The sequence below is a fragment of the Streptomyces sp. NPDC001204 genome (assembly GCF_053598035.1).
Window position 1 is genome coordinate 264,507 of sequence record NZ_JBSFJL010000001.1, and the last position, 12,649, is coordinate 277,155.

5 protein-coding genes are annotated in these 12,649 nt (G+C 73.8%); 1 reads left to right on the top strand and 4 read right to left on the bottom strand.

Going from position 1 to position 12,649, the window contains the following annotated elements:
- Positions 1 to 108 precede the first annotated feature (108 nt).
- The 4 genes from ACWC91_RS01235 to ACWC91_RS01250 all read right to left on the bottom strand — a co-directional run bounded on the left by ACWC91_RS01235 (position 109) and on the right by ACWC91_RS01250 (position 9,563).
- Positions 109 to 1,512: a dipeptidase gene (locus tag ACWC91_RS01235; protein ID WP_450642985.1), complete on the bottom strand. Its 1,404-nt coding sequence runs from the start codon at positions 1,510 to 1,512 to the stop codon at positions 109 to 111.
- A gap of 10 nt (positions 1,513 to 1,522) precedes the next feature.
- The gene (locus ACWC91_RS01240; RefSeq protein ID WP_450642983.1) at positions 1,523 to 5,158 is read right to left on the bottom strand and encodes a UvrD-helicase domain-containing protein; all 3,636 of its coding nucleotides are present in this window, start codon (positions 5,156 to 5,158) and stop codon (positions 1,523 to 1,525) included.
- 163 nt (positions 5,159 to 5,321) lie between these two features.
- On the bottom strand, positions 5,322 to 8,864 hold the full coding sequence (locus ACWC91_RS01245) for an ATP-dependent helicase (RefSeq protein ID WP_450642982.1): 3,543 nt from the start codon (positions 8,862 to 8,864) through the stop codon (positions 5,322 to 5,324).
- A 312-nt stretch (positions 8,865 to 9,176) separates the two neighbouring features.
- Entirely contained in the window at positions 9,177 to 9,563 is a 387-nt protein-coding gene (locus ACWC91_RS01250) for an MGMT family protein (protein WP_225075467.1), read from the bottom strand.
- Positions 9,564 to 9,749: 186 nt separating this feature from the next.
- Between ACWC91_RS01250 and ACWC91_RS01255 the strand changes: the two genes are divergently transcribed.
- On the top strand, positions 9,750 to 12,611 hold the full coding sequence (locus tag ACWC91_RS01255) for a lysylphosphatidylglycerol synthase domain-containing protein (RefSeq protein ID WP_450642979.1): 2,862 nt from the start codon (positions 9,750 to 9,752) through the stop codon (positions 12,609 to 12,611).
- The last annotated feature ends 38 nt before the right edge of the window (positions 12,612 to 12,649 follow it).

A 12,649-nucleotide genomic window follows, 5' to 3' on the forward strand; every position in this document is an offset into this window, starting at 1 on the left:
CAGCGGGACGTGCGGCAGGAGGCGTCCGCGTCCGGCGGGGCCTGGGGGCACGGGACGGCCTTACCAGTGTGCGCCCGGCACGACACCGCCCGGGCCGGTGGGCGCCCGTCAGGGCGCATCGTGCCAGTGCTCCGCGAGGTCGCCCCACAGGTACGCGCTGGTCTCGACGCCCTTGACCAGGAGGTCGAGCTCGACCTTCTCGTTCGGCGCGTGCCAGCCGTCGGAGGGGACCGAGATGCCCAGGAAGAGCACGGGCGCGCCGAGCACCTCCTGGAGGTCGGCGGCCGGGCCCGAGCCGCCCTCGCGCGTGAAGCGGACGGGGGCCTCGAAGGCGCGGCCCATGGCACGGACCACGGACTGCAGGGCCGGGTGGTCCAGCGGCGTCAGGCACGGGCGCGTGGCCGCGCCGAACACGATCTCGTGCCGTATCCCCGCGGGCACCTGCTCGACGGCCCAGGCGCGGACGGCCTTCTCGATGTGGTCGGGGTCCTGGCCGGCGACCAGGCGGAACGACAGCTTGACCATCGCCGTGGAGGGGATGATCGTCTTGCTGCCGGGGCCCTGGTAGCCGCCGCCGATGCCGTTGACCTCGGCGGTCGGGCGGGCCCAGATGCGCTCCAGGGTGGTGTATCCGGCCTCGCCGTGGGTGGCGTACGACTTGGCGGTGCGCAGCCACTGCTCCTCGGCGAACGGCAGCTCGGCGAAGAGGCGGCGCTCCCGGTCGGTGAGTTCCACGATGCCGTCGTAGAAGCCGGGGACGGCCACGCGCGCGTGATCGTCGTGCAGGGCGGCGACCAGGCGGGCGGCGGCGGTCGCCGGGTTGGGCACCGCGCCGCCGAAGGAGCCGGAGTGGATGTCCTGGTCGGGTCCGTACAGCCGGATCTCGCACTCGGCGAGGCCGCGCATTCCGGTGCACACCGTGGGGGTGTCCGCGGACCACATACCGGTGTCGGAGACGATCACCGCGTCGGCGGCCAGGCGCTCCGCGTGCTCTTCGACGAGCACCCGGAAGTGCGGGGAGCCGGACTCCTCCTCGCCCTCGATCAGCAGCTTCAGGTTGACGGCCGGGGCGGTGAGGCCGGTCGCGGCGAGGTGGGCGCGGACGCCGAGTGTGTGGAAGAACACCTGGCCCTTGTCGTCGGCCGCCCCGCGCGCGTAGAGGCGTCCTTCGCGGACGACGGGCTCGAAGGGCTCGCTGTCCCAGCCGTCCTCGCGGGCGGCGGGCTGGACGTCGTGGTGGCCGTAGACGAGGACCGTGGGGGCCTCGGGGTCGTCGGAACGCCACTCGGCGAAGACGGCGGGGGCACCCGGGGTGGGCCAGATCTCGGTGGTGGTGAAACCGGTCTGCCGGAGTTTGCCGGCGAGCCAGTCGGCGCTGCGCCGTACATCGGGCGCGTGGTCGGGCTGGGCCGACACGGACGGGATGCGGAGCCATTCGGCGAGGTCGTCGAGGAAGGCGGTGCGGTGCTGCTCGATGTACGTACGGACGGCGCTGTCCGGGGTCTGGCTCATGGCTCCGAGCCTATCGGCCCGCGGTGGCTTCCCGTTCGGGCGGTTCGTCACACTGCGGCTCGGCGTGCGGCTCCCCCGTCAGCAGCCGTTCCAGCTCGGCGCGGCCCGGGAGGTCGTCGTGCCGCACCACCTCACCGGTGCGCACGTAGACGAACGCGGCCGTGACACGGTCCAGGGGGATGCCCCGCTGCTCGGCCCAGCCCAGCCGGTACACGGCGAGCTGGAGCGGGTCCGCCGTGCGGGAGCGGAGCGTCTTCCAGTCCACGATCTCGTACGTCGCGCGCTCGCCGTCGCCCTCCTTGTAGACGGCGTCGATACGGCCCCGGACGACACGGCCGGCGAGAGCGAGCTGGAAGGGCGCTTCGACGCGGTGGGGCGTGCGGTGGGCGTACGGGGTCCGTTCGAAGGCCTCCTTGAGGGCTTCGAGGTCGCGTTCGTCGGCGATCTCGGCGTCGCCGCCGGGCAGTTCCCCGGGCTCCAGCATGGGCAGCGTCAGCTCTTCGAAGCGGGATTCCAACCAGGCGTGGAAGCGTGTGCCACGGCGTGCGGCCGGTTGCGGGGGGCGGGGCATGGGGCGCGCGAGCTCACGCGCGAACCCGTCGGGGTCGGCGGCCAGGTGCAGCAGCTGCGACGCGGTCAGCGTCGTCGGCAGGGGTACCTCGGTGACGGTCTGCCGGGCACGCCGGAGTTCTCCGCTCAGCGCTTCGAGGTCGCGGTCCCAGGAGGCGACCGTGCGGGCCTCCTCCGGGGTGAGGGGGCTGGATCCGGGTGCACGGTCCGGGTCGGGGTGCGTGGGGTGCCGGCGTGCGGGCGGGGGCGCGGTGTGGTGGTCGGGTGGGGGCGCCTGGTGCGGGACGGTCGGACGGTCGCCGCTCCAGGAGTCCCAGTCGTCGGTGTCCTCCTCGAAGGTGTTGTCGTCTTCGAAGGAGGTGTCGTCTTCGAAGGGGTCGCCCTCACCGAAGGGGTCCTCCTCGCCGAAGGGCGGCTCGCCGTCGTACGGAGGCGCGTCGTCGTGCAGAGGTACATCGTCGCGTGGAGGCGCGTCGTCGCGTGGAGGTGCGTCGTCCTGCGGTGCCGCGGGCCAGTCGGGGTCGTCGTGGGAGGTGGGGTCGTGCGTGGCCTCCGGGTGGCCGTTCGCGCCGGTGGCGAGGTCCTCCAGGTGGGCGAGGACGATCGCGGCGGCCTCACGGCGGCGGGCCAGGGCGTCCTCGTCCAGCGGCAGGGGCCACACCTGGTCGGCCGTGGCCCGGTGCAGGGCCGGGTTCTCCTCGTCCTCCCCGGGCTCGTCCGCCCAGGCCTCGATCTCGCCGTGACCGGCGGCGCAGTGGTCGTGCAGGGCCTGAAGGAACGCGGACGGGCCGCGTGGCCGCTTCTGGCTCGGGCCCCACCAGTGGCCGGAGCCGAGGAGCAGGGAGCGGGGGCGGGTGAAGGTGACGTAGCCGAGGCGCAGCTCCTCGGTGTGCTGGTGGTCCTTCATGGCCTCGTGGAAGGCCTTCATGCCGCGCGCGTCCCAGCCGTCGATGTCGGGGAGGGTGTCGGCGTCGCCGCGCAGGGCGTGCGGCAGCACCTTGCCCTGGCTGGTCCACTTCTCCCGGCCCTGCCCGCTGGGGAAGGTGCCGGTGACCAGGCCGGGGACGGCGACGACGTCCCACTCCAGGCCCTTGGACCTGTGCGCGGTGAGCACCTTGACGGTGTTCTCGCCACCGGGCAGCGCGTTGTCGAGGCCCTTCTCGTACTGGGCGGCGGTGCGCAGGAAGCCGAGGAAGGCCAGGAGGCTCGCCTCGCTCTCGTTCGCGGCGAAGGAGGCGGCGATGTCCAGGAAGTTCGCCAGGGTCTCGCGGCGGCGGGCGGCCAGGGCGTGCGGGGAGGCCGACAGCTCCACTTCCAGACCGGTGACGGCCAGGACGCGGTGCAGGACGTCCATCAGCGGGTCGGACAGCGAACGCCGCAGGTCGCGCAGTTCGGCGGCGAGCCGGGCAAACCGCACGCGCGCGTCCGGGGAGAACGGCAGCCGGTCGTCGTCCGCGGCGCCGTCCAGGGGCGTTTCGAGGAAGGTGTCGAGAGCGTCCGCGAGCGAGATCACCTCGGCCGGGTCGACGCCCTCGACGGCCTCGGCGAGCCGGCTGTCGGGGTCGTCGGCGGCGTCCACGCGCGCGTGGGCGACGAGCAGCCTCGCCCGGCGGCCCAGGAGCGCGAGGTCGCGCGGGCCGATGCGCCAGCGCGGGCCGGTGAGCAGCCGTACCAGCGCGGCGTTGGCGCCGGGGTCCTGAAGGACCTCGCAGACCGCGACGAGGTCGGCGACCTCGGGCAGGTGCAGCAGCCCGGACAGGCCGACCACCTCGACCGGGACGTCACGGGCGACCAGGGCACCCTGGATCTCGGCGAAGTCGCCCGCCGTACGGCACAGGACGGCGATCTCGCCGGGTGCCGTCCCGGTCCCGACGAGGTGGGCGATCGAGTCGGCGATCCAGTCGATCTCCTCGGCGTGGGTGGACAGCAGCGCACAGCGCACCAGGCCGTCACGCTCCGCCCCGGGGGCCGGGCGCAGTGCCTCCACGCCCGCGTGCATGGCGCGCAGGGGTTCTGCGAGGCCGTTGGCGAGGTCGAGGAGGCGGCCGCCGCTGCGACGGTTCTCGCTGAGGGCCTGGCGGGTGGCGGGGCGGCCGTCGGCGTGCGCGAAGTGCTCGGGGAAGTCGTCGAGGTTGGCGACGGAGGCGCCGCGCCAGCCGTAGATCGCCTGGCAGGGGTCGCCGACGGCGGTGACGGGGTGGCCGGTGCCGTCGCCGAAGAGACCGGCCAGCAGGATGCGCTGGGCTACGGAGGTGTCCTGGTACTCGTCGAGCAGGACCACCCGGAACTCCTCGCGCAGGACGCGGCCGACCTCCGGCAGGCGGGCGAGCCGTGCGGCCAGGGCGATCTGGTCGCCGAAGTCGAGCAGGTCCCGCTCGCGTTTGGCGGCCCGGTAGCGGAGCACCAGCTCGGCCAGTTCCCGGCGGGCGGCGGCCGTCTCCGGGACCTTGCGCAGGTCGGCGTTGGTGAGCTTGGCGCCTTCCAGGGTGCGCAGCAGCCCGGTGTCCCAGGCGCTCAGGTCCTCCGGGCGTACGAGGTGTTCGGCGAGCTCGGCGTCGAGGGCCAGGAGGTCGCTCACCAGGTCCGGGAAGGAGCGGGCCAGCGCCGGGTAGGGGCCGGGGGCCTCGCGCAGCACGCGCGCGGCGAGCTGGTAGCGGGTGGCGTCGGCGAGCAGGCGGGCGGTGGGTTCGAGCCCGATGCGCAGCCCGTGGTCCTTCAGCAGACGGCCGGCGAAGGCGTGGTAGGTGGAGATCAGCGGCTCACCCGGCGGGTTGTCGGGGTCGATGGCCTCGGAGTCGGTGACGCCGGCCCTGATCAGGGCCTTGCGGACGCGTTCGGCGAGTTCGCCGGCGGCCTTGTTGGTGAAGGTCAGCCCGAGGACCTGCTCGGGGGCGACCTGTCCGGTGCCGACCAGCCACACCACGCGGGCCGCCATCACGGTCGTCTTGCCGGAGCCGGCGCCGGCCACGATCACCTGCGGGGCGGGCGGCGCGATGATGCAGGCCGTCTGCTCCGGGGTGAACGGAATCCCGAGGAGCTCCTTGAGCTGCTCGGGATCGGTGATACGGGCGGGCACCTCACAGAGGCTAGCGGCGGGCACTGACAATCCGTGCCAGACGGCCGCCGGGGTCGAAAGACGCGCAGGTCAGCACGGGTGGGTGCTGTTCGTCACGCGGATCGGCGTGGGTGGTCCCTTACGTCACACGGATCGGCGTGGGTGGTCCCGTACGTCACGCGGGTCACTCGACGATGTGGCGGCCCTCCGGCCGCGCGCTGCACGACGCCCGGAAGGCGCAGTGCGCGCAGTGCTGCCCGGCCGTCGGCGTGAACCGCTCGTCGAGAACCTTCCCGGCGGCGGTCGCCAGCAGTTCGCCGGCCCACTCACCCTCCAGCGGCTCCTGGGTCTGCACCTTGGGCAGGCCGTCGCCGCCGTCCCGTTTGGACGCGCCCTGGCGCAGCTGGACCAGCTCGGCGCCGCCCGGCTCGGGACGTGCCCCGTCGAAGACCCCGTCGACGGCGCCCTCGCGGACCGCGAGCTGGTAGACGGCGAGCTGCGGATGACGGGCCACCTCGGCCCCGGTGGGCGCCTGCTTGCCGGTCTTGAAGTCGACGACGTAGGCACGTCCCTCGCCGTCGGCCTCCACCCGGTCCATGGAGCCGCGGATGCGCACCTGGTAGCCGCCGGCTTCCAGGGTCACGTCGAAGTCGTGCTCGCCGGCCACCGGGGTGCGGCCGGAGCGCTCCAGGACGTGCCAGTTCAGGAAGCGCTCCAGCGCCACGCGCGCGTGCTCCTTCTCCTGCGCCGACTTCCACGGCGCGTCGAAGGCGAGCGCGTTCCACACCGTCTCCAGGCGTTCCATGAGCACCGCGAGGTCGGCGGGGCTGCGCCCGGAGGCGACCTCGTCGGCGAGGACGTGCACCACGTTGCCGAAGCCCTGGGCGGCGGTCGCGGGGGCGTCGGCCTTGACCTCGCGGCTGAGGAACCACTGGAGGGCGCAGGTGTTGGCGAGCTGGTCGAGGGCGCTGCCGGACAGCGCCACGGGCTGGTCCCGGTCGCGCAGCGGCACCTTGCTCTCGGTCGGGTCGGCCATGCCCCACCAGCGGTAGGGGTGGGCCGCGGGCACCAGCGGGCGACCCTCGTCGTCGGCGAGCGCGGCCAGCCGGGCCAGCCGGTGCGCGGCTGCCTGCCTGAGGGTGCCGGAGACGCGCGGGTCGACGGTCGTGGCACGCAGCTCGGCGACGAGAGCCGCCACCGACAGCGGGCGGCGCGGACGGGAGGTGACGTCCCTGGGTTCGACACCGAGTTCCGTGAGGAAGCGGGAGGGCTGGTCGCCGTCGTCCGAGGGGGCCTTCACCGCGGTCACCACGAGGCGTTCACGCGCGCGCGTGGCGGCCACGTAGAACAGCCGCCGCTCCTCCGCGAGCAGCGCGCCGGGAGTGAGCGGGGCGGCCAGTCCGTCGCGGCCGATGCGGTCGGCCTCCAGCAGGGAGCCGCGGCGCCGCAGGTCCGGCCACAGACCCTCCTGGACGCCGGCGACGACGACCAGGCGCCACTGCAGGCCCTTGGAGCGGTGCGCCGTCATCAGCCGCACGGCGTCAGGACGCACGGCGCGCCGGGTGAGCGTGTCGGCGGCGATGTCCTCGGCCTCGACCTCGGCGAGGAAGTTCAGGGCGCCCAGGCCGCCGGTGCGCTCCTCAGCGCGGGCGGCGGTCGCGAACAGCGCGCACACGGCGTCGAGGTCGCGGTCCGCGTTGCGGCCCGCCGCGCCGCCGCGCCGGGCCGCCCGCTCCAGGCGGGAGGGCCACGGTGTGCCGTCCCACAGGTCCCACAGCGCCTCCTCGGCGGTCCCTCCGCCCGCCAGGCGCTCCCGTGCCTTCCTGAGCAGCGCGCCCAGGCGCTGCGCGCCACGCGCGTACGTGGGGTCGTGCGCGACCAGGCGCTCGGGTTCCGCGAGCGCCCTCGCGAGCAGCTGGTCCGAGGGCGGGGGCAGCGGGTTGCCCGCGGCGCGTTCCTCCTCGCGCAGGGCGCGGCCCAGGCGGCGCAGGTCGGCGGCGTCCATGCCGGCCAGCGGCGAGGCGAGGAGGGTGAGCGCGGTCTCGGTGTCCAGCCAGCAGGCGTCCGCCTCCGGATCCGCCTCGGGCCGCCCGGGGGCCTGCGCTGCGGCGGCCTGCTCCCCGGTGACGGCGGCCTGCTCCCCGGTGAGGACGGCCTGTTTCAGGCTGCCGGCGGCCTGCTCCTCGGTACCTCCGGCCGACACCTCGGTGCCGGCCGCCTGCGCCTCGGTGGTTGCGGCCGACACCTCGGCGTCGGCCACCTGCTCCTCGACGACCCCTTCCCCTGCTTCCCCCGCTTCCTCGCCTTCCCCCGCCTCCTCCGAGCGCCTCACCGTCTCCGCGGTCGCCACCGCCCGCAGCGCCGTCAGCAGAGGCGCCACCGCCGGCTCGTGGCGCAGCGGCAGGTCGTCACCGTCGACGTCCAGGGGCACTCCGGCTGCCGTCAGGGCGCGCCGGAGGCCCGGGATGGAGCGGGCGCCGGCGCGCACCAGGACGGCCATCTCGCTCCACGGGACGCCGTCCTCCAGGTGCGCCCGGCGCAGGACGTCGGCGATGTTGTCCACCTCGGTGCCCGCCGTCGGATACGTGTGGACCTCGACGCGGCCGCCGTCGCGCACCGGGGTGAGCTCCCGGTGGGCGCGGACCTTGTCGGCGGGCAGGCGGGTGAGCGGCATCCGCCTGGTCAGCAGCCGGGTCGCGGCCAGCAGGGCGGCGCCCGAGCGCCGGGAGGTGCGCAGGACCCGCACGGGCGCCGGAGTGCCGTCCGCGCGCGGGAACGTCTGCGGGAACTGCAGGATGCCGTTCACGTCCGCGCCCCGGAACGCGTAGATCGACTGGTCGGGGTCGCCGAAGGCGAGCAGGGTGCGGCCGTCCCCGGCCAGCGCGCGCAGCAGCCGTACCTGGGCGGGATCGGTGTCCTGGTACTCGTCGACGTAGACCACGTCGTACCGCGCGGCGAGCCGTTCGGCGACCTCGGGGCGGCGGGCGAGGAGCACCGCGCGGTGGACCAGTTCGGCGTAGTCGAGGACGCCCCGCAGGTCGAGGACGTCGAGATATTCGGCGAGGAAGGCGGCCGCGGCCTGCCAGTCGGGGCGGCCGATACGTCGGGCGAAGTCGGCCAGGGCCTCGGGGCCGAGGCCCAGCTCGCGGCTGCGGGCGAGGACCGCGCGGACCTCGTCGGCGAAGCCGCGGGTGGTCAGGCAGGCGCGCAGCTCGTCCGGCCAGCGCACGTGCGCCAGGCCCAGCCGCTCCAGGTCGACCTGGCCGGCCAGCAGCGAGCGGACGGCCACGTCCTGCTCGGGTCCGGACAGCAGCCGCAGCGGCTCGACGAACAGTTCGCCGGCCTGGTGGGCGCGGACCAGGGCGTAGCAGAACGAGTGGAAGGTGGTCGCCTGCGGGACGTGGGCCGCGCCGGTGCGAAGTGCCATGCGGTCGCGCAGGTCGACGGCGGCCCTGCGGCTGAACGTCAGCACCAGGATCCGCTCGGGGTCCTGGCCGCGGGCGATCCGGGCGGCCACGGACTCGACCAGCGTGGTGGTCTTGCCGGTGCCCGGACCCGCGAGGACGAGCAGCGGACCGGTCCGGTGGTCAACCACGGAGCGCTGTGCGGCGTCCAGACGAGGGGGATCCGGTCTGGTCGGCGGGGTACGCACCAGTCGGTAGGCGCCACGGTCCCCCTGCCGCACCCGGGGGTGCGGCAGGCGCCTGCTGGAGGAAGAGGAGCTCACGTGGTTCGCCGGTCCTGGTGGGTGTGCTGGGCTCTGTCACGGCCGGCGCGAAGCGCCGTCGTCGCGGGGACGGACGGCCCGAGGGGTGGGGCGGTGGCCGCTGGGGTGAGGGGGACACGCGGAGCCGACGCTACGCCGCGGCCGGGCGCGGAAGGAGGGCTTCGCCTTCTTCCCCTGCTTCTCCCGGTCCTCCCTCGGCACCGCCGTCACGTGTGTCCCTCGAACCACGAACGTACGGCATGCCACGGACGTGCCTCGATTCCCCCGTACGGGCCATGGGCTCCCCACGACCCCCTCGAATGGCGGAAGCTGTCAGGTGTGACCCTGCGCATGTTCGCCGCCGTCCCACCGGGCCCGTCTCATGTCGAGGCGGGGCAGGTGGCCCTCGGCCGCCCTGCTCGCCTCCTTCAGGGGTGTGCCCTCCGTGCGGTAGTGGGCGAGAGCACGCAGTTCGTGGCCCGGGAGCAGGACACCGTCGGCGCGTACCACCCGCCACCATGGCACGGCGCCGCCGTACAGGGCCATCACGCGACCCACCTGGCGAGGGCCTCCCCGCTCCAGCCACTCGGCGACGTCGCCGTACGTCATGACGCACCCGGGCGGGATCATCTCGGCGACCTCCAGGACCCGCTCGGCGTACTCGGGCAGCGCGCCGGGGTGCTCGGGGCGGCCGTCGTCCGGAGGGCTCACTTCGCTCATCCGTCCCATCCTGCCCCACCCCACCGACAGCGGACCGCGCCGCGTCCGGGGCGCGGCCCTCGCTCCCGGGCGGCGCCTCGGGCAGACTGTGCGGCCCCGCATATGCACCCTGATGCCCCTGTGTGCCGGTGGGACGTGCCACCATCGTGCGGGCGGTGACCGGTGATACGAGACCAAGAAGAGACCATGAAGCAGCAGGGCGTGCATCCCGATGACGCGGAGGGCACCTCTGGAGTTTCCTCGCGCCCCGGCACCGGCGGCACGGACGCCCAGAGGGCGGGGGGCACGGGCTCTCCGAAGACCGGCGGCACGGACGCTCCGAAGGCGGGCAGGAAGCCCGCGGAGGAGGACGTCGTGACGCACGCCGACGAACTCGAGGGCGACGAGCCGCTGCTCCCCGCGCGCGTGCACCGCCCCTCCGACCTGATGCGGCTGCTGGTGGGCGTGCTCGCCATCGTCGTGCTGCTGGCGATCGCCGGGTTCGCGCACGGCACCACCTCGGGCCTCGAACAGGACATCAACAAGGGCACCGGTCAGGCCCCCGACCTGCTCATCAAGATCGCCGGACTGGCGTCCAGCATCGCGATCCTGCTGGTCCCGGTCGCCTTCGCGATCGAGCGGCTGATCAAACGGGACGGACTGCGGATCGCCGACGGCGTGCTCGCGGCCGTCCTCGCGCACGGGGTGACGCTCGCCACCGACCTGTGGGTCGCCAAGGGCGCCCCGCACTCGATCCAGGACGCGCTCACCCAGCCCTCCCCCGGCAACGTCCACGCGCTCACCGATCCGGTGCACGGCTACCTCGCCCCCGTCATCGCGTACATGACGGCGGTCGGCATGTCCCGCCGGCCGCGCTGGCGCGCGGTGCTGTGGATCGTGCTGCTGCTCGACGCCTTCTCGATGCTGGTCACCGGGTACACCACGCCGTTCTCGATCATCCTGACGGTGCTGATCGGCTGGACCATCGCCTACGGCACCCTGTACGCGGTCGGCTCACCGAACGTCCGCCCCACGGGACGGACCCTGGTGGCGGGCCTGCGGACCGTCGGCTTCCACCCGGTCAGCGCGGCCCGCGAGGAGGCGGCCGAGACCGCGGACGCCGGCGACCGCGGCCGGCGCTACTTCGTCACCCTGGAGGACGGACCACCGCTGGACGTCACGGTCGTCGACCGCGAGCAGCAGGCACAGGGCTTCTTCTACCGCGTGTGGCGCAACCTCACGCTGCGCGGTTTCGCCACCCGCCGCAGCCTGCAGTCGCTGCGCCAGGCCCTGGAGCAGGAAGCCCTCCTCGCCTACGCGGCCATCGCGGCCGGCGCCAACGCGCCCAAGCTCATCGCGACCTCCGAGCTCGGCCCCGACGCCGTGATGCTCGTCTACGAGCACACCGGCGGGCGCACGCTCGACTCGCTGGCGGACGAGGAGATCACCGACGAGCTGCTGCACCACACCTGGCAGCAGGTGCGGGCGTTGCAGTCACGGCGCATCGCGCACCGCAGGCTGGCCGGTGACGCGATCCTGGTGGATCGTTCCCGCAAGGTTATCCTCACCGATCTGCGCGGCGGCGAGATCGCTGCCGGCGATCTGCTGCTGCGCATGGACATCGCCCAACTGCTGACCACGCTCGGCCTGCGGGTGGGCGCGGAGCGCTCCGTGGCCTCCGCGGTCGGCGTCCTGGGGCCCGACGCGGTCGCCGACTGCCTGCCCATGCTCCAGCCCATCGCTCTGACGCGCTCCACGCGCGCGACGCTGCGCAGGCTGGCCCGGGAGCGGGCGCAGCGGGAACGCGAAGCGGTGCTCGAGGCGTCCCGGCAGGCCAAGCAGGCCCGCCTGGAGCAGGCCGCCCAGGACACTGGTGACACCGGCCCGATCGTCCTGGAAAAACCGGAGAAACCAGAGAAGCCAGAGAAATACGAGAAACCGGAAAAAACAGGGAAGCCGGAAAAGTCGGAGAGGCCCGACAAGAAGGACAAGAAGGCCGAGCGGGCCGAGGCACGGGCGGAGAAGCGGGCCATCGGCGAGGCACTGGAAGAGGCTCGCGAAGAGGATCTGCTCACCCAGATCCGCCACCAGGTGCTGCGGATCAGGCCGCAGGCGCCGGTCGAGCCGGCCCGGCTGGAGCGGGTCCGGCCCCGCACCCTGATGAGTTTCATCGCGGGTGCCATCGGCGCCTACTACCTGCTGACCCAGCTCACGCACATCGAGTTCGGCACGCTCTTGGCCAACGCCCAATGGGGCTGGGTGATCGCGGCGGTGCTCTTCTCGGCGCTCAGCTATGTCGCCGCCGCCATGGCGCTGCTGGGCTTCGTACCGGAACGCGTCCCGTTCGTCCGGACGGTGGCGGCGCAGGTCGCCGGCTCGTTCGTGAAGATCGTGGCACCGGCCGCGGTCGGCGGCGTGGCCCTGAACACGCGCTTCCTGCAACGCTCGGGCGTGCGCCCCGGTCTCGCGGTGGCCAGTGTCGGCGCCTCGCAGCTGTTCGGGCTCGGCTGCCACATCCTGATGCTGCTGTCCTTCGGTTATCTGACCGGCACCGAGAAGACGCCGTCCCTGTCACCGTCCCGGACGGTCATCGCGGGCCTGCTGACGGTCGCGGTGCTCGTGCTGGTGGTCACCTCGGTGCCATTCCTGCGGAAGTTCGTCGTCACGCGCGTGCGTTCGCTCTTCGCGGGTGTCGTGCCGCGCATGCTGGACGTACTCCAGCGACCTCAGAAGCTGGTCACCGGCATCGGCGGCATGCTGCTGCTGACGTTCTGCTTCGTGATGTGCCTGGACGCCTCGATCCGGGCCTTCGGCGACCAGTCGACCTCGCTCAGCATCGCCAGCGTCGCCGTCGTCTTCCTCGCCGGCAACGCGCTCGGCTCGGCCGCCCCGACCCCGGGCGGCGTGGGCGCGGTCGAGGCCACCCTCACCGTCGGCCTGATCGCGGTGGGCCTGCCGAAGGAAGTGGCCGCGCCCGCGGTGCTGATGTTCCGGCTGCTGACGCTGTGGCTGCCGGTCCTGCCCGGCTGGCTGGCCTTCAACCACCTGACCCGCAAGGGCGCCCTGTAGGCACGGCGGCCGTGCATACTCCGAACGGCCCGCGTCCC

Coding starts and splice junctions, on each gene's coding strand:
- ACWC91_RS01235 (WP_450642985.1), bottom strand. CDS start 1,512: ATGAGCCAGACCCCGGACAGCGCCGTCCGTACGTACATCGAGCAGCAC.
- ACWC91_RS01250 (WP_225075467.1), bottom strand. CDS start 9,563: ATGAGCGAAGTGAGCCCTCCGGACGACGGCCGCCCCGAGCACCCCGGC.
- ACWC91_RS01255 (WP_450642979.1), top strand. CDS start 9,750: ATGAAGCAGCAGGGCGTGCATCCCGATGACGCGGAGGGCACCTCTGGA.